General features: G+C 54.2%; 18 protein-coding genes. 10 read left to right on the top strand and 8 right to left on the bottom strand.

Annotation, left to right across the window (positions count from 1 at the left end; translation table 11 throughout):
* Nucleotides 1–23 precede the first annotated feature (23 nt).
* Both ACFCTO_RS08435 and ACFCTO_RS08430 read right to left on the bottom strand, forming a co-directional pair.
* A complete protein-coding gene (locus ACFCTO_RS08435; protein ID WP_499876720.1) occupies nucleotides 24–1,322 on the bottom strand; it encodes a nickel pincer cofactor-dependent isomerase, group 22 in 1,299 nt (432 codons plus the stop codon).
* 185 nt (nucleotides 1,323–1,507) lie between these two features.
* Nucleotides 1,508–3,577, bottom strand: coding sequence for an OPT family oligopeptide transporter (locus tag ACFCTO_RS08430; protein WP_499876719.1), 2,070 nt, complete (start codon nucleotides 3,575–3,577; stop codon nucleotides 1,508–1,510).
* 255 nt (nucleotides 3,578–3,832) lie between these two features.
* Here ACFCTO_RS08430 and pepD point away from each other — a divergent pair, with 255 nt between their 5' ends.
* The 3 genes from pepD to ACFCTO_RS08415 all read left to right on the top strand — a co-directional run bounded on the left by pepD (nucleotide 3,833) and on the right by ACFCTO_RS08415 (nucleotide 6,488).
* Nucleotides 3,833–5,287: a beta-Ala-His dipeptidase gene (gene pepD, locus ACFCTO_RS08425; RefSeq protein ID WP_440339637.1), complete on the top strand. Its 1,455-nt coding sequence runs from the start codon at nucleotides 3,833–3,835 to the stop codon at nucleotides 5,285–5,287.
* Between the two features lie 242 nt (nucleotides 5,288–5,529).
* Nucleotides 5,530–5,790 carry a 4Fe-4S binding protein gene (locus ACFCTO_RS08420; protein WP_239639863.1) on the top strand — a complete coding sequence of 87 codons (261 nt, stop codon included), beginning with the start codon at nucleotides 5,530–5,532 and terminating at the stop codon, nucleotides 5,788–5,790.
* A complete protein-coding gene (locus ACFCTO_RS08415) occupies nucleotides 5,787–6,488 on the top strand; it encodes an FprA family A-type flavoprotein (protein ID WP_292282190.1) in 702 nt (233 codons plus the stop codon). The genes ACFCTO_RS08420 and ACFCTO_RS08415 overlap by 4 nt, the downstream gene beginning before the upstream one ends.
* Here the strand turns inward: ACFCTO_RS08415 and ACFCTO_RS08410 are convergent.
* The gene (locus ACFCTO_RS08410) at nucleotides 6,471–7,091 is read right to left on the bottom strand and encodes a hypothetical protein (RefSeq protein WP_020311590.1); all 621 of its coding nucleotides are present in this window, start codon (nucleotides 7,089–7,091) and stop codon (nucleotides 6,471–6,473) included. The genes ACFCTO_RS08415 and ACFCTO_RS08410 overlap by 18 nt on opposite strands.
* An 11-nt stretch (nucleotides 7,092–7,102) precedes the next feature.
* Nucleotides 7,103–7,678 (bottom strand): xanthine phosphoribosyltransferase, encoded by a 576-nt coding sequence (locus ACFCTO_RS08405; RefSeq protein ID WP_020723908.1) that lies wholly within the window; start codon nucleotides 7,676–7,678, stop codon nucleotides 7,103–7,105.
* A 174-nt stretch (nucleotides 7,679–7,852) separates the two neighbouring features.
* Between ACFCTO_RS08405 and ACFCTO_RS08400 the strand changes: the two genes are divergently transcribed.
* The 4 genes from ACFCTO_RS08400 to rpsR all read left to right on the top strand — a co-directional run bounded on the left by ACFCTO_RS08400 (nucleotide 7,853) and on the right by rpsR (nucleotide 12,842).
* Nucleotides 7,853–11,596, top strand: a complete 3,744-nt coding sequence (locus tag ACFCTO_RS08400; RefSeq protein WP_337742106.1) for a phosphoribosylformylglycinamidine synthase — start codon at nucleotides 7,853–7,855, stop codon at nucleotides 11,594–11,596.
* Nucleotides 11,597–11,824: 228 nt separating this feature from the next.
* Nucleotides 11,825–12,109, top strand: coding sequence for a 30S ribosomal protein S6 (gene rpsF / locus ACFCTO_RS08395; RefSeq protein ID WP_014015536.1), 285 nt, complete (start codon nucleotides 11,825–11,827; stop codon nucleotides 12,107–12,109).
* 16 nt (nucleotides 12,110–12,125) lie between these two features.
* Nucleotides 12,126–12,566 (top strand): single-stranded DNA-binding protein, encoded by a 441-nt coding sequence (locus tag ACFCTO_RS08390; protein WP_337371856.1) that lies wholly within the window; start codon nucleotides 12,126–12,128, stop codon nucleotides 12,564–12,566.
* Between the two features lie 45 nt (nucleotides 12,567–12,611).
* Nucleotides 12,612–12,842: a 30S ribosomal protein S18 gene (rpsR, locus tag ACFCTO_RS08385; RefSeq protein ID WP_014015538.1), complete on the top strand. Its 231-nt coding sequence runs from the start codon at nucleotides 12,612–12,614 to the stop codon at nucleotides 12,840–12,842.
* Between the two features lie 155 nt (nucleotides 12,843–12,997).
* On the opposite strand, the gene ACFCTO_RS08380 is transcribed toward rpsR, so the two are convergent.
* On the bottom strand, nucleotides 12,998–14,245 hold the full coding sequence (locus tag ACFCTO_RS08380) for an amidohydrolase family protein (RefSeq protein ID WP_299722928.1): 1,248 nt from the start codon (nucleotides 14,243–14,245) through the stop codon (nucleotides 12,998–13,000).
* 22 nt (nucleotides 14,246–14,267) lie between these two features.
* The gene (locus ACFCTO_RS08375; RefSeq protein ID WP_302420663.1) at nucleotides 14,268–15,158 is read right to left on the bottom strand and encodes a diacylglycerol/lipid kinase family protein; all 891 of its coding nucleotides are present in this window, start codon (nucleotides 15,156–15,158) and stop codon (nucleotides 14,268–14,270) included.
* A gap of 170 nt (nucleotides 15,159–15,328) precedes the next feature.
* Here ACFCTO_RS08375 and ACFCTO_RS08370 point away from each other — a divergent pair, with 170 nt between their 5' ends.
* Complete coding sequence (locus tag ACFCTO_RS08370) at nucleotides 15,329–16,936, top strand: gamma-glutamyltransferase family protein (RefSeq protein ID WP_302420662.1); 1,608 nt, start codon at nucleotides 15,329–15,331, stop codon at nucleotides 16,934–16,936.
* 67 nt (nucleotides 16,937–17,003) lie between these two features.
* On the top strand, nucleotides 17,004–18,008 hold the full coding sequence (locus ACFCTO_RS08365; RefSeq protein WP_299722922.1) for a 1-aminocyclopropane-1-carboxylate deaminase/D-cysteine desulfhydrase: 1,005 nt from the start codon (nucleotides 17,004–17,006) through the stop codon (nucleotides 18,006–18,008).
* Nucleotides 18,009–18,150: 142 nt separating this feature from the next.
* Here the strand turns inward: ACFCTO_RS08365 and ACFCTO_RS08360 are convergent, their stop codons facing one another.
* Together ACFCTO_RS08360 and ACFCTO_RS08355 are read right to left on the bottom strand one after the other, a co-directional pair.
* Nucleotides 18,151–19,146: an inorganic phosphate transporter gene (locus tag ACFCTO_RS08360; protein ID WP_299722919.1), complete on the bottom strand. Its 996-nt coding sequence runs from the start codon at nucleotides 19,144–19,146 to the stop codon at nucleotides 18,151–18,153.
* A complete protein-coding gene (locus ACFCTO_RS08355) occupies nucleotides 19,139–19,768 on the bottom strand; it encodes a DUF47 domain-containing protein (protein WP_499876718.1) in 630 nt (209 codons plus the stop codon). The genes ACFCTO_RS08360 and ACFCTO_RS08355 overlap by 8 nt, the downstream gene beginning before the upstream one ends.
* Before the next feature lie 224 nt (nucleotides 19,769–19,992).
* On the opposite strand from ACFCTO_RS08355, the gene ACFCTO_RS08350 reads away from it, so the two are divergent.
* The gene (locus ACFCTO_RS08350; protein ID WP_499876717.1) at nucleotides 19,993–21,321 is read left to right on the top strand and encodes a nucleobase:cation symporter-2 family protein; all 1,329 of its coding nucleotides are present in this window, start codon (nucleotides 19,993–19,995) and stop codon (nucleotides 21,319–21,321) included.
* The last annotated feature ends 37 nt before the right edge of the window (nucleotides 21,322–21,358 follow it).

The following is a 21,358-nucleotide window of genomic DNA, read 5'->3' as shown; positions in this document are numbered from 1 at the left end:
CACGTGCGACAGCCCCCTTCTTTTTACCACAGGTTATCTTCTTTGTTAAACTTCCATGTAAACGGTTCGGATGTGACTGTCATGTCCGGATCGTTTTTTATATCTTCTAAGCACGAGACGGAACATTCGATGTCTTCTAGTTTCAGCGTGTTCTTTATGCGGACGATTTTAGCCTGGTTCGGGTCGGTCAGGAATGCGTGGGCCATGGCCATTTCGATGGCGTCTTTATCGCTGTTGCCATACAGGGGCAGGAGGGCCATGCGGAAGGACTTGGCCGTAATGCAGTTGGTGTAAACGGAAGCGAAATCCATCTTGTTTACGAAGCGGTAACTGACGATGTCGGCCATACCGCAGCCGGCACCATTGCCATGGGAAGCCTCGGTTATATCCAGGATGACGATGCGTTCGATGTCCGGCGCTAAGGCGCGGAAGGCCGGTTCCTGACTGAAGCGTTCCGTCCGTCCCGTGATGTTCGGGTCCATGCCGGTACCGCTGATTTCCTTGCCGATTTCGTCGACGATGAGGACGTCGATGTGGGGCAGTTTCAGCCGGGGCATTTCGGCTTTGGCCATGGTCTGCAAGGCAGCATCGCGTTCAAAGAATTTATCTGTCGGGATGACTTCCAGGGCGGCGATGTCATCGCTGGGGCTCTGGACCATGCCGACGGAGAAAACGACGTTTACATGCTGCAAGAAGGCTTTCGACACGCGTTCCAGGTTGGGCCCGAAAGCGTCATAACCCCGGCCGTGGAAGGTCGAAGCGCCTTTGTGCTTGCCGCAGCCGATGCAGATCATCTTCAGCAGACCTGATTCGTGTTTATATTTGAAGTGTGTATGCGGTTTAATTTTGTTGAATAAGATGATGCCGTCGGCTTCGTAGGCGTTTTTATCGCAGTAGACAGGGAAGCCATCGTCCAAGGTAGCGACTTCGACGACGTCCATGGTGGAAAGGACGGGGACGCCTAAGTAGTCTTCATTGATGCCGAACTGAGCTAAATGGGCCTTTTGGCCTTCAGCGGTGGCTCCGGCATGGCTGCCCATGGCCGGGAAGACGAAGGGTTTGGCGTCCCAGGCCTTGAGCTGGTCGCAAAGGGCTTTCATGATTTCCTTGTAATGCGGGAGCCCGCGGCTGCCGGCTGTGATGCCGATGCGTTTACCAGGCAGGCTGGCCGTCGTCTTTTCATCGAGAGCCAGGAGCTGTTGTTTCAATGTGCCCACGGGATCGGTTAAATCTTTATGGGGGAAAGACTGGTGGACTTTGACCATCTGCGGGATGACGATACCGTCGGTCAGGGATTGCTTGTCGAGTTTGGGAAAGAACAAAGAAAGGACCTCCTTTAAAGTGGACTCGCAGGATAGTCTGCGGGATACCCTTATTATACGCCGTTAGGGGAAAAGAAGAAATATGCAAAAAAAGCCCTCGTACCAAAAAATGTATTGTGTACGAGGACTTTTTTTGAGGATTTTGTCGAAATTTTAATGAAATTCTAATGTAAGCGGCATATTCCTTACTTGCTTTCGGCATCTTCCGGATTGAACTTGGTAATCAAGATGTGGCGGACGAAGATGGCAATCATGGCGATGAAGCAGAGCAGGCCGAGGATATCAGCTGTAGACTGGAAGTCTTTGCCGACCAGGGTCAGCGGGTTTTCGCTGCCGCCGGAAGTAACGGAAACGACGATGAGCAAGGCGATGATGACGCCCATGAGGCTTTCGCCGACGATGAGGCCCGATGCAAAGAGGACACCGCGATGATTGCAGGCTTCTACGTCTTCTTCTTCGTGGCCAGGGCTGCGGCGGGCAGCGCGGGCTTTCAGGGACTTATGGATGAGATAACCCATGACCGAACCGATGACCAGAGGGATTTCCAGTGTCGGCGGCAGGTAAATGCCCATGCCGACAGCCAGCGGCGGCAATGCCAGGGATTTCGTGTTTTTCGTCAAAATGAGGTCGATGATGATGGCGGCGATACCGACACCGACACCGAAGAGGATGTAGTTCCAGTCGAGGCTGGCACTGAAGATACCTTGGGCGATGGTCGTCATCAAGGTTGCCTGCGGAGCTGCCAGGGCCTGGGTCGGATCCATGCCGGCACGGGGAAGGGCACCGGTAAAGCCATAGGCCTGATAGAGCAGGTTCAGGACCGGAGCGATGGCGAAGGAGCCGATGATTGAGCCCAAGATGAGGGCGACCTGCTGTTTCCACGGCGTAGCGCCGACGAGGTAGCCTGTCTTGAGGTCCTGCAGGTTATCGTTGGAAATAGAAGCGATGCTGACGATGACGCTGGTGATGAAGATAGCAAAGGCCGTAGCGAACTGCGTGCCCTGCATGGTTTCAAAGACACCGGCCGAAGAGCCGATACCGAGGACGACCAGGATGCCAATACCGGAAATCGGGCTGGCCGACGTGCCGATGAGGCCTGCCATGTAACCGCAGGCAGCAGCGACGAAGAAGCCCATGAGGATGGCGACCAGGATGCCGACGACGATGAACATGAGCGTTACCGACATGGAAAGGCCGGCGTTGCTGACGAAGGTGTAGAAAGTGATGAACAAGCCGATGAGGATGGCCAGGAAGACCAGGCCGACCGATTTCGGCGACATGTCGATGTCCGTATGATGGAGCATCTTCTTTTCTTCCGTATCGTTAGCGCGCAATGCGTTGATGGACATCTTGATGCCGTCGACGACTGGTTTGGCCAGGCGGATCAAGGTCCAGACAGCGGCGATACCGATGCAGCCGGCACCGATGAAGCGGACTTTCTGAGCCCAGATGGCCTTGGCGAAAGCGGCGGCACTCTGGCCTTCAGCCGGCGTGATGACCGACGTCAGATAGGGAACGAAGACATACCAGGCCAGGAGCGTGCCGACTAAGATAGCCATGCCGCTGGCGATGCCGATGAGGTAACCCGCGCCGAGGAGGGCTGTCGAAAAGCCCAGGGGAATCTGGGTGACGGCTTTGCCGAACGAGAGCCAGTAGCTGAATTCGGAAGAAACGACGTGGAAGCCGTTGGAACAGAGACTGAAGAGACCAGCCAGGGCCGTGCCGCCGACGATATCTTTCATGCCTGTTTCTTTTTTGCTTGTGTCTTCGCCGTTGGCTTCTTCCTTGCGGATTTCACTGCCGACTTTCAGGATTTCAGCAGCAGCCCGGCCTTCCGGATACGGCAGGTCGCTGTTGACGACCATAGCCCGGCGCAGGGGGATGGTGAACAAGACCCCGAGAGAGCCGCCGCAGGCGCAGAGCAGCAGGGTCTGCCAGAACGGGAAGCCCTGCCAGTACCCCAGCATGAGCAAGCCCGGCAGGATGAAGATGATTGCAGATAAAGTGCCGGCAGCAGATGCCTGCGTCTGTACCATGTTATTTTCCAGGATGTTGGAATGTTTGAACATGCGCAGGATTGCCATGGAGATGACTGCAGCCGGGATGGACGACGAGAACGTCAGGCCGACTTTTAAGCCCAGGTATACGTTGGAAGCCGTAAAGATAACGGTGATCAGGGCGCCGAGGATCATACCGCGGGCCGTCAATTCCGGCATACTTGGGTAGTTCACAGTCAAATTTGATTGTGGTTTCATAGAAAAACCTCCCAAATAAAAATTAAGCAGTACTAAAACGTACAACTTCACTGATGCTTATATTATACTCAATTTTTCTGCATTCGTCATATATCAATTTGTACACTGTACGCGGAAAAACAGCTGTATAATTACTTTTTCGCAAGCAAAAATATACACATGCGGATAGTAGCCCGATGCGCCTCGTCCGTGGTATAATAAATAAACGATTAAGCAAGTCAATCGCAGAGACTTTTTGAAGGGAGCGTTTGTCATATGAACGATCATGAAATCATTGAAGGTGTCATCCACGAATTTGCAGGACTGGCCAAGCATCCGCGTCCGTCCCACCATGAAAAAGGCGTCAGCGATTATATCGTCAGCCGTCTCCATGAACTGGGCGTTGCCGATGTAACACAGGACGAAGTATATAATGTAATCGCCAATGTTCCGGCCAGCAAGGGCTGCGAAGATTGGCCGCTTACGGTCCTCCAGGGCCATATGGATATGGTCTGCGTCGCTAAGCCCGGCGTCGATTTCGATCCCTTGACCAGTGAAATCAAACTGGTCCGCGAAGGCAACATCCTCCACGCCGATGGGACCAGCCTCGGTGCCGATGACGGCATTGCCGTCGCCTTGGCGCTGTATCTCATCCAGCAGGATATCCAGCACGGCCCGCTGCGCCTCATCTTTACGGTCGATGAAGAAACGGGCATGACCGGGGCTACCCATCTGGATCCGAAATACGTCCAGGATGTGCAGTACATCATCAACTGTGACTCTGAATACATGGATGTCCTCTGTGTCGGCTCGGCCGGTAGCGTCCATACGCATTTCAGCCGGCCCATCCACTGGCAGGCTGCTGAAGGTAAACAGGCGTTTACTATCACGGCCAAAGACTTTGCCGGCGGCCATTCCGGTGAAACCATCAACGACGGCAAGAGCAACGCCATCAAGGCCCTGAGCCTGGCCCTCCGCCGCATTGCCCAGGCCGGCGTATCCTATGTCCTGGCATCTATCACGGGTGGCGTAGCTGCCAATGCTATCCCGTCGGAAGCCTCGGCTGTTATCGTTGTCGACGATGTAAACGCAGGTGAAACGGTGAAGAAAGCCGTCGGCGAAGAACAGGCCGAAATCGCGGAAGTGTATGGTGAAGTCGAAAAGAACGCCCACTTCCTCGTCGAAAGTGCCGACGTACCGGCCCAGACCTTCTCGGCTGACGATACGAAGAATCTGGTCAGCCTGCTGAACATCCTTCACTGCGGCGTCTTCGCCATGAACCAGCTGCTGCCGAAGCTGCCGGACCTGTCGGCCAACATCGGTACGATCCGGACTGAAGGCGACCATGTCGCCATCCAGTATTTCCCCCGCGCTTCGGCCGATGCCCGCCTGCGCGAATTGATGGCTATCCTTCCCGTTTACGCAGAGTTGACAGGCTGTGACATCGAACTGGCTTCGCCGGAACCGGCATGGACGGAAAATCCGCGCAGTAAACTCGTTCCCCTCGTCGCTGACGTTTACAAGGAAGAAGCCGGCAAAGAAGCCCGCATCGAAGCCATGCACGGCGGCCTGGAAACAGGGTACTTCTTCTCCATGAACCCGAAACTGGACATCATCTCCGTCGGCCCGACGACGCATGACATCCACAGCGCCGATGAATCGGTCGAACTCGATACGGTAGCCCTCCTGACCCGCATCGTCGCCAAGACATTGGGAAAATTAAATAATTAGTGGCTAGTGATTCGTGGCTCGTAGGGGCTTGCACGTGGCAAGCCCGTTCCTGGATATATGTGATTTCCCAGTCAAATGTCATGGGCGTCATATAAATACCTAGCGGGTCGCCCACGTGGCGACCCCTACAGTAAAACTTAACAAAAAGAGGCTGTCTTCATGCGACAGCCTCTTTTGTTGTATTTGCAACGGCTTTATTCGGATATTTTTGCTATAGTATAAGTGTACGAAAAGGAGGGAGTATGATGGAAAAAACGCATATTGACCGACTGGTTACACCCGATTATTTTAACCGCAAGGAATGTGAAGGCTGCGGCTGCTGCATCAGTATCTGCCCGTATGAAGCTTTGTCGATGCAGACTTGCGCCGACGGCATCCGGCGGCCCCGCGTCGATATGACTAAATGTCTGCGCTGCAACCGCTGTATGGATGCTTGTGAAATTTACAAGTGTTACTATATTCCTCAAAAACAATATGAAACTGCCAGGAGGGCTGCACTATGAAATACTCGCTGAATCCACACATCTTTGTCTTTGGCAAGACCATCAAGAAGCCGAAGATTTCCATTTCTTTTTTATCTTACCTGCTTCGGGGGAAACAGAATATCCTCATCGACACGGTTCCCGATAAAGCAGCCGATGCCTATATACAGGACATCGAAAGTGTCCTGCCTGTCAGCCAGATCGATGCCCTGATTCTCAACCATTCCGAAGAAGACCATAGCGGAGCCCTGCAGGCCGTCCTGGACCGTCATCCCCAGCTGCCCATCTACTGTACGCCGGCCACGAAGGAACGGCTCCAGCCGACGTATCCGGAAGCTGATTTCCGCGTCGTCCAGCATGGCGAAAGCCTGACGTTAGGCGATTATACCTTCCAGTTCATCCATACGCCGGGGCTCCACTGGCCGGATAATATGGTCACCTGGCTGGCTTCGGAAAAAATCCTCTTCTCCAATGACCTCTTTGGCCAGTATTTAGCCGAAGAACCGCCGGTCGATGCCGGTTATTCCAAGGAAGCCATCCTCAAAGGCGCCGAACCCTATTTTGAACGGGTCTTTGCCCCGGCCTCTGAAAGCGATAAAGCCATCATCGCCGATATCGCCGCTATGCCTATCCAGACAGCAGCAACCGGCCATGGCCTCATCTTGCAGAGCCAATGGCCGGCTGTCCGGGATTTCTATGTATCACACGTGATCAAATAAATATTTCGTATCGTAACTGAGGTCCATGTACTGCGCAATCGTTTCGTCGTCGAATCCGTATTCTTCCGACTTATGGGTCAAATTACCCCATTTGATCTGGAGCTTCTTCTTGGAATTCAAGGGTTCTTCGTATTCGATGCGCAGTTCTTGTGCTTCCTGGGAGTGGTCCTGGACCTTGACGAACAGGCCCTTGTCGAAAGTCAGCTCGTAGACTTTTCGGAAAGCATGGGGAAGCTGGAAACCGAAGGGAACGAAGTATTTATCGATGAAGCTGTTGGCGATGAGGATGGACCCGCTGTAATCCATGACGTGGTTGAGTTCATATTTCAGGTCTCCTGCCGGCGAATGGAAGGAAACGGGATGGATGCCGTCGATGGCAGGCGGTTCCATGCCGTTGTTATTGGTCAGCAATTTATGGAGGGTCAGCATCTTTTCATCGTTGAAGCCGAAGATCGCCGTATATCCGCGCAGGCAGGCTTCATTGTACATGATGGGATGGAGGCCGAATTCCTCGATGTTAAAGAAGTCGTCCACCTCTTCGATGGCGACGATACTGAATTTATACGTGGCAAAATCGAAACCGTCAAAAAATTGGGCGCGCATGATGATTCTCCTTATTCGACGAAGACAGGCTTGTTATTTTCAAAACGGGCGATGCGGGCCAGGGATTCGACGCGGAAGCCTTTATCTTCCAACGTCCTGCGGCCGCTCTGGAAAGTCTTTTCGACGACGATGCCGATACCGGCGACAGTACAGCCTGCCTGGGCGACGATGTCCGTCAGGCCGACGGCAGCGGCTCCACTGGCCAGGAAGTCATCGATGATGAGAACCGATTCGCCGGCGTGGAGATAGGCTTTGCTGATCGTTGCCGTATATTCTTCTTCTTTCGTATACGAGTAGATCTTGGCCGTATACTGTTCGCCCTTAGTGAGCAGGGATTTCTTCTTGCGGGCAAAGACGATAGGCAGGTTGCCCATGGCCAGGGAAGCCGCATAGGCTACGGCGATGCCCGAAGCCTCGATGGTGACGATGCGGTCGATGTGTACGTCTTTGAAACGGCGGGCGAACTCCTGACCGACGTGATTGATGAGGTTCGTATCGATTTGCTGGTTCAAAAAGTTATCAATCTTCAAAATCCGGTTGTCGATGACCAGGCCATCCTGTAAAATTCGCTGTTTCAATTCTTCCATTACTTCCATGTCCTCCCTGTGATGAAAAATGGTAAACATTGTCTACTATAATAGTACTAGTCTAATACGATTTTATAGGCAAGTCAATAAAATTCTAAGTTTACTTATGGTTTTAAAACAGGTATACTAAAGTTGTCTAATGATAAGTTATCTATCTTTGAGGGAGGTCATGACATGCAGTCTATCCGACGTTTGTATGTTGCCAAGAAAGGTGTTTTTGCTGACGAAGCAAAACGATTGCTCACTGATTTACAGGAAAACCTGTTGATTAAAGGGTTGACCGATATTCACATTTACCACCGCTATGACGTATCCGGGCTCGATGATGCGGCTTTTGAAGCGGCTAAAAATATGATTTTCTCCGAACCGCCTGTCGATGCCGTCTATGACGAATTGCCGGCTGGCAAGGACGACACGGTCCTGGCCGTCGAATATCTGCCGGGCCAGTACGATCAGCGCGCCGATTCGGCCATGCAGTGCCTGCAGATGCTGACCATGAAGAACGACAGCCTCGTCCGCACGGCACAGGTCCTCGTTTTGTCCGGCAGCTTATCCGCTGATGACGTCGCTGCCATCAAACACTATTGCATCAACCCCGTCGAAGCCCGCGAAGCCTCGCTGGACCCCGTCTCGACGCTGGAAATGCCCTGGGAAAAACCGGCTGACGTTCCCGTCATCGACGGCTTCGATGCCATGGATGACGCCGCTTTGAAAGAACTGTCGGCACACATGGGCCTGGCCATGAGCTTCGATGATTTGAAGTTCGTCCAGACCTACTTCCGGGATGAAGAAAAACGGAATCCGACGGTGACGGAAATCCGTGTCATCGACACCTATTGGTCGGACCACTGCCGTCATACGACGTTCATGACCGAACTCACGGATGTTTCTTTTGAAAACGGGACGTTTACGGCGCCCATCCAGCGCGCTTATGAATCATATGAGACGACGCGGGAAAACTTGAACCGTAAGAAACCACAGACCCTCATGGATATGGCGACTATTGCCGTCAAAGAATTGAAAGCTGCCGGTAAACTCGATAACCTTGACGAATCGGAAGAAATCAACGCCTGCACGATCATCATCCCTGTCGATGTCGATGGCGTCGAAGAAGAATGGCTCCTCCTCTTCAAGAATGAAACCCATAACCACCCGACGGAAATCGAACCGTTCGGCGGCGCAGCTACCTGCCTGGGCGGCTGTATCCGCGACCCCTTGAGCGGCCGTTCCTATGTCTATCAGGCCATGCGCGTCACCGGTGCTGGCGACCCGCGCCAGTCGGTCAAAGATACGCTCGTCGGCAAACTGCCCCAGCGTAAGCTGACGACAGGCGCTGCCAAGGGCTACAGCTCTTATGGCAACCAGATTGGCCTGGCTACGGGCGAAGTCAAAGAATATTACAACCCCGGCTTCATTGCCAAGCGCATGGAAATCGGTGCCGTCCTCGGCGCAGCTCCGCGCAATAACGTCGTTCGCGAAGAACCGCTCCCTGGCGACATCATCATTCTCCTCGGCGGCAAGACCGGCCGCGACGGTTGCGGCGGTGCTACGGGCTCGTCCAAGAAACATACCGTCGAATCCCTGGAAACGTGCGGCGCCGAAGTCCAGAAGGGCAATGCCCTGACGGAACGCAAGATCCAGCGCCTCTTCCGCCGCCATGAAGTCACGGTACTCATCAAACGCTGCAACGACTTCGGTGCCGGCGGTGTCTCCGTCGCTATCGGCGAATTGACAGACGGCCTGGACATCAACCTCGACAAAGTCCCGAAGAAATACGAAGGCCTGGACGGTACGGAACTGGCTATTTCCGAATCGCAGGAACGTATGGCTGTCGTCGTCGCTCCGGAACACGTCGATGAATTCATGAAATATGCCGCCGAAGAAAACCTGGAAGCGACGATCGTCGCTGTCGCTACGGATACAAAACGCCTGGTCATGCACTGGCGCGACCAGAACGTCGTCAATATTACCCGCGCTTTCCTCGATACCAACGGCGTCACACAGCATCGTAAAGCCGTCGTCGTCGCTCCGGAAGACAAAGATTTCTTCAAGGTTCCGGAAGTCAAAGACGTCGCCAAGACCTGGCTCGATACCATGGGTACCCTGAATATCGCCTCTGAACAGGGCCTGGCCGAACGCTTCGACAGCACCATCGGTGCCCGCACGGTCCTCATGCCCTTTGGCGGCAAATACCAGAAGACGCCGGTCGAAGGCATGGTTGCCAAGATTCCGGTTGAACACGGCAATACGACGACGGCCAGCATCTTTACCCACGGCTATGATCCGGACCTGGCTATCTGGAGCCCCTTCCACGGTGCCCTCTACGCCGTCATCCAGTCCATTGCCAAACTGGTAGCCCTCGGCGGCGACCGCAAGAAAGTCTATCTGACCATGCAGGAATTCTTCCAGAGCCTGGGAACCAATGAAAAGGCCTGGGGCCAGCCGGTCAGCGCCCTCCTCGGTGCTTTCGTAGCCCAGCAGGTCATGGAAGTGGCCGCTATCGGCGGGAAAGACAGCATGAGCGGTACCTTTGAAAACCTCACCGTTCCGCCGACGCTCGTTTCCTTTGCCATTGCACCGGAACACACGAACCATATCATCTCACCGGAATTCAAAGCCGCTGACGACGCAGTCCTCCTCTTCGACCTGCCCCGCGACGCTGAAGAAATGCCGGACTTCGATACTTTCAAAGCTCACTGCGATTTCCTCCATCAGGCTGTCCTCGATGGTAAAATCAAAGCCATGCATGCCGTCGGTCAGGGCGGTATCGCCGCTGACGTCGCCCAGATGGCCTTTGGCAATGGCATTGGCTTCGCCGTTGATGCATCCTTTGCTACGCAGGAACTGTTCAACCTCCGCTATGGCTCGATCCTCGTCGAAACCGACGCTGCTACGGCTGCTGAATGGGTCAAACGGGCTCACGTTTCCCTCGTCGGTAAGACGACGGCTGCTGCCGATGTGACCGTCGATGGCGTGACGATTTCCCTGAAAGACCTCCAGGATGCCTGGGAAAAACCGCTGAGCCACGTCTTCCCCATCAAGAGCGAAAGCGGTACAGGTGATGCCGAACTGCCGCTGTTCACGACGTATGGTCCGCGCCGCAGCGAAGCCTTTGGTACGCCGCGGGTCTTCATTCCCGTCTGCCCGGGCACGAACTGCGAATACGACTCGGCCGCTGCCTTTGAACGGGCTGGCGCTACGACGGATGTCATGGTACTGCGCAACAACACGCCGCAGGATCTGGCAGAATCTATCGATGAAATGGCTAAACGCATTGCCAAAGCCCAGATCATCATGTTCCCTGGCGGCTTCAGTGCCGGTGACGAACCGGAAGGTTCAGGCAAGTTTATTGCCACCTTGTTCCGCAACCCGGTCCTGTCGGAAGCCCTGGAAAACCTGCTCTATCAGCGCGATGGCCTGGCTCTCGGTATCTGCAACGGCTTCCAGGCCCTGATTAAACTCGGCCTCCTGCCTTACGGCCATGTCCAGCCGTTGAAAGCGGACAGCCCGACGCTGACATACAATACCATTGGCCGCCATCTGTCGCGCATGGTCGAAACCAAGGTCGTTTCCGTCATGAGCCCGTGGTTCAGCAGCTGCAAAGCCGGTGACGTCCACACCGTCGCCATCTCCCACGGCGAAGGCCGTTTTGTCGCCACACCGGAACAGATTCGCGAACTGGCTGCTAAAGGCCAGATTGCCACACAGTACGTCGACCTTTCCGGCAAAGCGACTTATGACAGCGAATACAACCCGAACCAGTCGGTCCTGGCAGTCGAAGGCATTACCAGCCCCGATGGCCGTGTCCTGGGCAAGATGGCGCACACCGAACGCTTCAGCGCCGAAGACGTCTTCCAGAACATCGCTGGCAACAAACTCCAGCCGATCTTCAAATCGGGCGTAGAATACTTTAAATAAAATTAGTGGTTCGTTGTTCGTGGCTCCCGTGTTAGTTTTAGTCGTAGGGGCTTGCACGTGGCGACCCCTACAGACACTGGCTGCGAGCCACTTACAAAAAAAGCTGCCGAATGGCAGCTTTTTCTTGCATTTCCCCATCACCTATGATATAATTAACAAGCTTGAACTGTGTCAAGCTCCTAACCCTTCTGCGGGAAGGGTCATATGTCCAAAAGAGGAGGTGATTTCGTGAACAAGTACGAAGTCATGTTTATTGCAAAACCGCTCGAAGAAGCAGAAGTAGATCCGATCGTTGAATTGGTATCCAACCTTCTCACCAAGAACGGCTGCACTATCGAAAAAGTAGATCGCTGGGGTAAACGTCATCTCGCATACCCTGTTAAAAAACAGGCTGATGGCTACTACGTTTTGATCAACTTTGAAGGCGAACCTGACGTCATCAAAGAAATCGACCGTGTCATCAAGATCCACGATACTATTCTGAAACACTTGATCGTCAAGATCGACGAATAACCGGAGGCGCAAAGGTATGAACTCAGTCCAGTTATTAGGGAATTTAGCTCGTGACCCGGAAATCCGTTTTACGAAGACCGGCCGGGCAGTCGCTATGTTTACCGTTGCCTGCACGCGGTCGTATATTCCGGCCGGCAGTTCAGAACCGCGGGAATTAACTGATTTTATTCCTTGTGTTGCTTGGGGTAATTTGGCGGAAAACTGTGGCAATAACTTGTCCAAAGGCAGCCGTGTATTCGTCCAGGGCCGTATCTCCGTTCGTTCTTACGAAACGCAGGATGGCCAGAAACGCTATCGCACGGAAGTTGTATGCGACTTCGTTGCCCAGACAATGGGATCAGAACACCAGCAGGTTGCTCCGGCACCGCATGCTAGTGCACCGCAGCCCAAACCGGCTGCACCGGGAACCGGCTTTGACAGCATGGGTTCCAGCACAGACGAAGAAATCCCATTCTAAAAGGTCAGACACACCCCTTCTAATTCTTGAAGGAGGAAACTATACATGAGAAGAGATCGCTCGAGAAAACCGAGAAGAAAAGTATGCAGCTTCTGCGTAGATCATGCTGAACAGATCGATTACAAAGACGTTGCAAAACTTCGCCGTTTCACAACAGAACGCGGTAAAATCTTGCCGCGCCGCATTTCCGGCGTTTGCGCTAAACATCAGCGTAAACTGACTGTTGCCATCAAACGCGCACGTGCAATCGCACTCTTGCCGTATACGGCTGAATAATAAAAAAGGACTTGTCGCTTTGCGGCAAGTCCTTTTTTTTGTAGGGGCGACACGTGGGGCGCCCGCATCGGAATATGTACGATTTTCCTGTCAGGGTACTAGGAGAATTATCCAAATTCCCAGCGGGCCGCCCTTTGGGACGGCCCTTACAACGGCTAACGGCTAACTCCGTCTACGTAGCGGGCGATGATGTTGCGGTCGTCGCCGTCGTAGATGAACTGCTGGAGTTTTTCAAAAGGCGTCCGTTCCAGGCCTTCGATGTCGTCCATGTGGATGACCAGGGCGTCAAAGGCGTAGCCTTTTTCAAAGCTGCCTGTCCGGCCGTAGAAGCGGCCCGGTCCTTTGGTGGCCAAATACAAGCCTTCACCGATGGTGAGGGCTTTTTCTCTATCGTGCTGCAGGGAATAGAGTTTCGATATTTCAATGGTCAAGGCAATCTGCTTGTTCATGGCCGGTGTATGGCCGGCAGCGACGTCGCTGGCAATCGTGCAAGTCAGGCCGTTTTCCAGGTTGCGCCGCAAGGGCATGATGCCGCTGGTCAGGTTGGCATTGGACTGGGCGCAGTGTGCTAAGTAAACGCCTTTATCGCGAAGTAAACGTTTTTCTTCGTCTGATAAATAGATGGCATGGGCCATGATGGTCTTTTCGGGCCGCAAGAGGCCAAAGGTATCATAGACGGCCGTATAAGACGGCAAGTCGGGATGGAGCTCTTTGACCCAGGCGACTTCATTCCGGTTTTCCGACAGATGGGATTGGACGGGCAAGTCGTAGGTTTCACAGAGGCGGCCCAGGCCGGTCATCAGTTTTTCTGTCGTCGACGGGACGAAGCGCGGCGTCGCGATGAAGCGGACCTTGTGCAATGCTTCGCGGCAGCGGACGGCCAGCTCTTCCGTATCGGCCAGGGAGCGGTCCGTATCTTCCAGGAGATAGTCCGGGGCGTTGCGGTCCATGTTTACTTTGCCGATATAGGCTTTGAAACCCATGGCTTCGGCCAATTCCATGAGCTGCCACGTCGATTCTTTATGAATCGTCGCAAAGGCGGAAAAACATAGGGTCCCTTCGGCCTGGAGGCGTTTCAGGAAGGCTGTATAGACGCGGCGGGCAAAGACGGGATCGGCGAATTTCCCTTCGGCCGGAAAGGTGTAATGTTCCAGCCAGGGCAGGAGTTCTTCGTCAAAGCCGAGGCCGCGGTTTATGTACTGCGGGGCGTGGATATGCAGGTCGACGAAGGCCGGAATGATGATATCCTGGCTGTAATCGACGACTGTTTCCGGGCCTGTCGTTTCCGGCAGGTCCGTCATGAAGCCCGTTACGACGCCGTTTTCGATATGGGCATATTGATTTTCACGGATCGTCAGTTCATGGCGTGACGGCGTGTAGAGAAAATTTCCTTTAATGAACATGTAAACGCTCCTTGTCTATCGTTTACGCAGGTACGTAAACAGATAAGAATGATGGCAGGACTTCGATGTCCAGGGGGAAATCCGGCCCTTCGTCGCCGTCCATGTTGGTCGAGAGATGGCTGTCGTCCAGCAGTTCGATGCGGACGCGGTCCATGGTCTTCAAGGTCATCAGTTCCGACGTCAGCGGCTGGCCGGCCAGGAATTCCGGGATGACCTTGATGAGGTCCAGATAATTGAAGTCCTTGAAGATGCCCAGCCAGATCTTTCCGTCGTCGACGAGGGCCTGGGGCGCCAGGTTGCGGAAACTGCCTACGGAATTGGTCAGCATGGCGACGATGAGGGGCGAGCGGTGGACTGTCGAGCCCTGGGCCGTCGTGATCTTGAACAGCGACGTCTTATGGGCCTGCATGGCCTTGATGCCGGTCAGGAAATAGGCCAGCGGGCCGAGGCGCGTCTTCTGCTCGATGGATACGTGGCCGACGGCTTCGGGCATGATGCCGGCGGCAATGGTATTGACGAAGTAGCGGTCGTTGGCCTTGGCGATGTCGACTTTGACCGTCTTGCAGTGCTGCAGCATGGCGATGGCAGCTTCCGGATGGAGGGGGATGTTCAGGGCCCGTGCCAGATCGTTGATGGTTCCCAGGGGGATGAAGCCGAAGTGGATGGCACTGTTGGCCTGTGCCAGGCCGTTGATGGTTTCATTCAGCGTCCCGTCGCCGCCCATGGAAAATACCGAATCGAAGCCGGTCAGGGCTGCTTCCTTGGCCCATTCCGTCGCGTCGCCGGCTTTCTGCGTTTCCCGCAATTCGACGTCGTCGAACATCGTTTCCAGTTGTTGTCTTAAATTATCCTTGTGATATTTTGCCCGTTCACGCCCTGCTGTAGGGTTGACGATTAACATACACCGTTTCAACTTGCTCTACTCCTTACTTGTAAATTGTGATAAGTCCTTAACGTGACTGATGATTACTATTATAGCGGTAAAAAAGTCGTTCGTGAAGGTGTAAACAAAGGATTTCTCTGATTTTCGTCGAACTCTTTAAGTAAGGTTCACTTGTGATTTTTTGAAAAGGGGAGATTGGAATGAATTTTGATGCATCTGTGTATCCCTATGGCTCCCACCGGGAAGTGGTCTATGGCCGCCGGGGCATGGTCTGCACGTCTCAGACCCTGGCTGCCCAGGCTGGGCTGGATATGCTGAAAAAAGGCGGCAACGCCATCGACGCTGCCCTGTCTGCGGCCATGTGCCTGACTGTCCTGGAGCCGACCAGCAACGGCCTGGGCAGCGACGCCTTCGCCCTGATATGGACGAAGGGGAAACTCTATGGCATCAACGGCAGCGGCTGGTCCCCGGCAGAACTGACGCGGGATGAATTGCTGAAGCGGGGCTATGACCAGGTCCCGCTCCGGGGTTGGGAGCCGGTCATGGTCCCAGGGGCGCCGGCGGCATGGGCCGAAGTCCATCGCCGTTTTGGCCGACTGGCCTTTGAAGAACTCTTTGAACCGGCCATTGCCTATGCCCGGGATGGTTATGCGGTCATGCCGAACTTGGCAGCTATGCTGGCCGACAGTATGGCATCCTTTGCACCTTATCGGGGGAAGAAAATCTTTCAGCACTTATTCGATACTTTTTTCCCTCATGACCAGGCGCCCAAAGCCGGTGATATCCTCAAATTGCCGGAACTGGCCAAGTCTCTGGAAATCCTGCGGGACAGCCATTGCCGGGCCCTGTACGACGGTGAGCTGGCCGATGCCATTGATGCCTGGTCCCGGGAAACGGGCGGCCTCATCCGCAAGGCCGATTTAGCAGCGTATCGGCCGCAGTGGACCGACCCAATCCATACGGCGTACCGTGGTTACGATGTCTGGGAAATGCCGCCCAACGGCCATGGCCTGGTCGTCCTCATGGCCCTGGATATTGCCGGTGGGTTTACTTTCAGTAAACGGGATGATGTTAAATCGCTCCACCGCCAGATTGAAGCTATGAAATTGGCTTTCTGCGATGGCAAGAAATATATTGCCGACCCGCGTTTCATGAAGACGGCTGTCGACGATTGGCTCTCTCCAGCCTATGCCGACCGGCGGCGGGCCCTTATCGGCCACGAGGCCCTGCTGCCGCAGCCGGTCGATGTAAACTGTGGCGGTACCGTTTACTTGTGCAGTGCCGACGGCGAAGGCAATATGGTTTCTTTCATCCAGAGCAACTACAGCGGTTTCGGTTCGGGCATCGTCGTTCCGGGATACGGCATTTCTCTTAGCGACAGGGGTCATAACTTCTCTATGGACTCAGCCAGCGATAACTGCGTCGGGCCGCGGAAGAAGTCCTATCATACAATCATTCCCGGCTTTTTGACGAAAGACGGCCGTCCTGTCGGCCCCTTCGGCGTCATGGGCGCTTTCATGCAGCCCCAGGGGCAGTTCCAGGTACTCCTGAATACCATCGACTATCATCTCAACCCTCAGGCAGCCCTGGATGCTCCGCGCTGGCAGTGGGTCGGCGGCAAGACCATTGAAATGGAACGGGCCTTTCCAACCGCTGTCGTCGAAGAACTGCGCCGCCGCGACCATGACGTCGTCGTCAAAGACGATATCCAGACCTATGGCCGGGGACAGATCATCTGGCGCGATGACCAGGGGACGCTCATGGGTGGGACCGAACCCCGGGCCGATGGCTGTGTCGCCGCCTGGTAAAGGTCGTTTACTTTTCTTCTTCCGGAAAATATGATAGGATGGAGAAAACTAAAGGAGGACTGTCCCCATGAAACCGAAACTTTCTATTTTAGACCCTAATCCGACGCCGCTCCAATACCTGTCCGGCCTGTCGCAGGAATTATTCCGTGAAATCTATATCAAGCGCGATGACCTGACGCCTTTCGGTGGCGGTGGCAATAAATTGCGTAAATTAGAGTATCTGATGATCGAAGCCCTCAACTCTCAGGCGACGACTATTGTGACCGTCGGAGCGCCGCAGACCAACCATGGCCGCCTGACGGCGGCTGTTGCCGCGAAATTCGGCCTGAAATGCATTATCGTCGCTGTCGGCGATACCGATGGCGAACTGAGCGGCAATTTACTCCTCGACGGTATTTTTGGCGCCCGCGTCGTCCTCAAGCATGACGATGGCCGCGACCACGACGTCCAGCTCGAAGAAACGGTCAAGAAAGTCATGGCCGCCGAATTAAAGAAGGGTGAACAAGTTTACTTCATCCCCATGGGCGGCAGCGATACGACGGGTATGCTGGGCTACATGGACTGCGCCCGCGAACTCGACGCCCAGGCCAAGGAACAGCAGATCGACGGGGCGACGGTCTATGTCGCCGTCGGCAGTATGGGTACGTATCTCGGCTTGTACTGCGGCTTGAAAGCCATCCAGTCGAATTTGAAGCTGGTAGGCATTGCCGTCATGCCCTTCGACATGGAAAAATTAAAGGCCTACTTTAAGCAGGCCAAGGAAGAATATGGCTTTGATTTCGACGGCGACTTCCACGTCGAAACGGGCTATATCGGCAAGGGCTACAACGAACCGGAACCGCGGGTCCGCGAAGCCATCTACACCATGGCCCGTCACGAAGGCATCCTCCTCGATCCGTGCTACACGGGCAAGATGTTTGCCGGCGTCCTGTCGATGATCAAAGAAAAGAAAATCAAACTGGGCCGGCAGGTCATCCTCGTGCATACCGGCGGCATGCCTGGCCTCTACACCAAAGCCCATCGCATCAAATTTGAAAACGAACTCAGAAACCAGATTGAAATCGTGAAATAAAAAAACGTGTCCCCTAGGGGACACGTTTTTTTCGTAGGGGACGCCCAAAGCCTTTTTGGCCCGTCAAGTGCCGACCAACGGAAGGCATAGGACGGCTGCCAAAACGGACAGCAGCGATGGGCGTCCCGCCTGATTCCTTAGATTAGAAGAACACTTTTGTCAATATGACGTACGACAAGGCACCCATGGCAGCCGTGCAGGGAATGGTCATGACCCAGGCCGTGACCATCTGCCGGGCGACACTCCAGTGGACGGCTTTGATGCGCTGTGCCGAACCGACACCCATGATGGATCCGGAAACGACGTGCGTCGTCGAGACGGGCAGGTGCAGCAGGGTGGCCGAGAAGATAACGACCGCTGAGTTCAAGTCGGCTGCAAAGCCGTGGACGGGGTGCATCTTGAATATCTTGCCGCCGACGGTACGGATAATCTTCCAGCCGCCGACGCTGGTCCCCAGGGCCATGGACAGGGCGCAGAGGAATTTGACCAGGTCCGGTACTTCCAGGCTGGTGATGAAGCCGCCCGATACCAATGCCAGGGTGATGATACCCATGGATTTCTGGGCATCATTGGAGCCGTGGGAAAAAGCCATGAGGGCCGCCGACACGACTTGCAGCCTGTTGGCCGCCAGGTTTACCTTTGCCGGTTTGAATGAATGGCAGACGGCAAAGATGATCTTCATGATGATGAAGCCCGTAATGATGGCCGAAACCGGTGAAATGATGAGGGACAGGACGATTTTCAGGATACCCCAGCCGTTGAGGGCGGCTACGCCGGCCGATACGATGATGGCACCGATCATGCCGCCGATGAGGGCGTGAGACGAACTGGAAGGCATGCCGACCCACCAGGTCAGGAGGTTCCAGATGATAGCGCCGACCAGGCCGGCGATGATGATCATTTCGTTGACTAACGTCGGCGAGACGACGATGTCGCCGCCAATCGTCTTGGCGACACCTGTCGAAATCATGGCGCCGAGGAAGTTGAGGATAGCCGTACCGACGATGGCGACGCCAGGGCGGATGGCACGTGTCGATACGCAGGTTGCGATGGCATTGGCCGTATCGTGGAAGCCGTTGATGAAGTCAAAGACCAGAGCCAGGACGACGACCATGATGATGAGCGACATATCAAGCATATTTCATGGTCACCTCTTTAATGGTATTTCCCAGGGTTTCGACGTGGTCGGCCGCTTCTTCCAGAGTCCCTAAGATACCTTTCCAGCGGATGACGTTGAGCAGGTCCGTTTCATCGCCGCTGAAGAGCCTGGAAATTTCCTGGCGATAGATATGGTCTACTTCCGATTCGAGGCGGTTCAGTCGTTCAGCATGACGCATGAGTTTGGCTTCGTTGTGGTCGATATCCTTCAAGAAAGAGAAAATCTTCTTCAATTCTTCGCCCATAGTGACAATCTGTTCGGTCATGGCGATGGCCGCTTTCGGCGCTTCCGTGACGTGATACATGCTGGTGCGCATGAGAGCGCCCTGCAGGGAATCGATGCAGTCTTCGAGCTGACACGTCAGTTTGTAAAAATCTTCCCGGTCGATAGGCGTGATGAAGACACGGGACAATTTGAAGATGACTTCCTGGTTGGTTTTGTCCGACGTGTGTTCCAGTTTGACGATTTCCTTGAGATGCATGGAAATGGTTGAAACGTCCTCCATGACTTCATGGGCGATGAGGGCGCCGCGATGGAATTTTTCGGCGTTGGTCATGAGATAATCGAAGAATTCTTCGTGCTTGTTGCTGATACTGAACACGTTATTTCCTCCTCTGTGTACTTAAAATCAGTATATGAGAGACATATCATTGTTTTGAAAAGAATATGTAAAGATTGAGTAAAATTTATCTACATGTTTTATTTTTTTTGAGGCAATGGTATAATAAAAACGGTATTGTTATTTTTTATAGGTATGTATATTGTTAAGAAAAAATCGCTTGCCATGGTGCAGGCTTTTTTTGAACATGAGGTGACTTTTACGAAATGAACGAAAACCTGACTAAACGGATCCATCCCGTTGACGAAATGCTGCCGGCTGGCCGGCTCTTTGCCTACGGTCTGCAACACGTCCTGGCCATGTACGCCGGGGCCGTAGCCGTACCGATCATCATTGCCCAGGCCCTGCACTTGTCGCCGGCTGAACTGGTCCACCTGATCAATGCCGACTTATTTTCCTGCGGCATCGCCACGCTGATACAGACTTTAGGCTTCTGGAAAATCGGCGCCCGCATCCCGATGATCCAGGGGGTCACTTTTGCGTCGGTCACGCCGATGATCCTCATCGGGGCGGAACACGGAATTACGGCCATTTACGGGTCGATTCTCATTGCCGGGCTGTTCACTTTCTTCATTGCCCCTTTCTTTAGCCGGTTCATCCGCTTTTTCCCGCCTGTCGTCACGGGGACGATCATCACCATCATCGGTATCACCCTGCTGCCGGTAGCCGTCAACTGGATGGGCGGCGGCAATCCGAAGTCGCCGGACTTCGCCTTACCGATGAATTTGTTCCTGGCCTTCATCACCCTGGTCATCATCATCGCTATTTACCGCTGCGGCAAGGGCTTCTTGAGCAATGTTTCTGTCCTGCTGGGACTCATCGGCGGGACGATCATCGCCATGATTTTAGGGCAGACGAACTTCGCCGAAGTCGGCAACGCGGCCTGGATCGGGTTAGTCACGCCTTTTTCCTTCGGCTTCCCGACTTTTGATATCGGCTCGATCCTGTCGATGATCGTCGTCATGATTGTCACGATGGTAGAAACGACGGGGGACTGCATTGCTATCGGGTCCATCGTCGGCCGCCCCATTGGCCGCAGCCGCCTGGCACGCTGCCTCCGGGCTGATGGCTTATCGACCTTTATCGGCGGTATCCTCAACAGCTTCCCTTATACGGCCTTTGCCCAGAACGTCGGCCTCATCGCCGTTACCCGCGTCAAGAGCCGTTTCGTCGTCGCCGCGTCTGGCATCATCCTCATCGCTTTGGGTCTGTTCCCGAAGATGGCGGCTGTCGTCGCCTCTATCCCGAATTCCGTCTTAGGCGGTGCTGGCGTAGCCATGTTCGGCATGGTCATTGCCAGCGGTATCCGGGCCTTGAGTAAAGTTAAATTCGACGGGACGTACAATCTGATGATCGTCGCCATCAGTATCGGCGTCAGCATGATCACCCTGACGGCGCCGAACTTTTTCCACAGCTTCCCGTCGTGGGCGAACATCGTCCTGCACAGTGGCATTACCCTGGGCAGTATTACGGCTGTCGTCCTCAACCTGATTCTGAATGGCAGCGGCCGGGAAGATGATGTAAACGAAGATTAAATAAATGTAAATCAAAATAAAGGCGCATCAGCGCGAT

Source organism: Megasphaera indica (genome assembly GCF_046614755.1).
Taxonomy (GTDB): Bacteria; Bacillota; Negativicutes; order Veillonellales; family Megasphaeraceae; genus Megasphaera; species Megasphaera intestinihominis.
The sequence above is the reverse complement of the archived record's forward strand: the minus strand, read 5'-3'. Positions and strand labels throughout refer to the sequence as shown.

Excerpts from the sequence above, each read along its gene's own strand:
- ACFCTO_RS08430 (WP_499876719.1), bottom strand. The coding sequence starts at position 3,577 with ATGAAACCACAATCAAATTTGACTGTGAACTACCCAAGTATGCCGGAA.
- pepD (WP_440339637.1), top strand. The coding sequence starts at position 3,833 with ATGAACGATCATGAAATCATTGAAGGTGTCATCCACGAATTTGCAGGA.
- ACFCTO_RS08420 (WP_239639863.1), top strand. The coding sequence starts at position 5,530 with ATGATGGAAAAAACGCATATTGACCGACTGGTTACACCCGATTATTTT.
- ACFCTO_RS08415 (WP_292282190.1), top strand. The coding sequence starts at position 5,787 with ATGAAATACTCGCTGAATCCACACATCTTTGTCTTTGGCAAGACCATC.
- ACFCTO_RS08410 (WP_020311590.1), bottom strand. The coding sequence starts at position 7,091 with ATGCGCGCCCAATTTTTTGACGGTTTCGATTTTGCCACGTATAAATTC.
- ACFCTO_RS08405 (WP_020723908.1), bottom strand. The coding sequence starts at position 7,678 with ATGGAAGAATTGAAACAGCGAATTTTACAGGATGGCCTGGTCATCGAC.
- ACFCTO_RS08400 (WP_337742106.1), top strand. The coding sequence starts at position 7,853 with ATGCAGTCTATCCGACGTTTGTATGTTGCCAAGAAAGGTGTTTTTGCT.
- ACFCTO_RS08390 (WP_337371856.1), top strand. The coding sequence starts at position 12,126 with ATGAACTCAGTCCAGTTATTAGGGAATTTAGCTCGTGACCCGGAAATC.
- rpsR (WP_014015538.1), top strand. The coding sequence starts at position 12,612 with ATGAGAAGAGATCGCTCGAGAAAACCGAGAAGAAAAGTATGCAGCTTC.
- ACFCTO_RS08380 (WP_299722928.1), bottom strand. The coding sequence starts at position 14,245 with ATGTTCATTAAAGGAAATTTTCTCTACACGCCGTCACGCCATGAACTG.
- ACFCTO_RS08370 (WP_302420662.1), top strand. The coding sequence starts at position 15,329 with ATGAATTTTGATGCATCTGTGTATCCCTATGGCTCCCACCGGGAAGTG.
- ACFCTO_RS08365 (WP_299722922.1), top strand. The coding sequence starts at position 17,004 with ATGAAACCGAAACTTTCTATTTTAGACCCTAATCCGACGCCGCTCCAA.
- ACFCTO_RS08360 (WP_299722919.1), bottom strand. The coding sequence starts at position 19,146 with ATGCTTGATATGTCGCTCATCATCATGGTCGTCGTCCTGGCTCTGGTC.
- ACFCTO_RS08350 (WP_499876717.1), top strand. The coding sequence starts at position 19,993 with ATGAACGAAAACCTGACTAAACGGATCCATCCCGTTGACGAAATGCTG.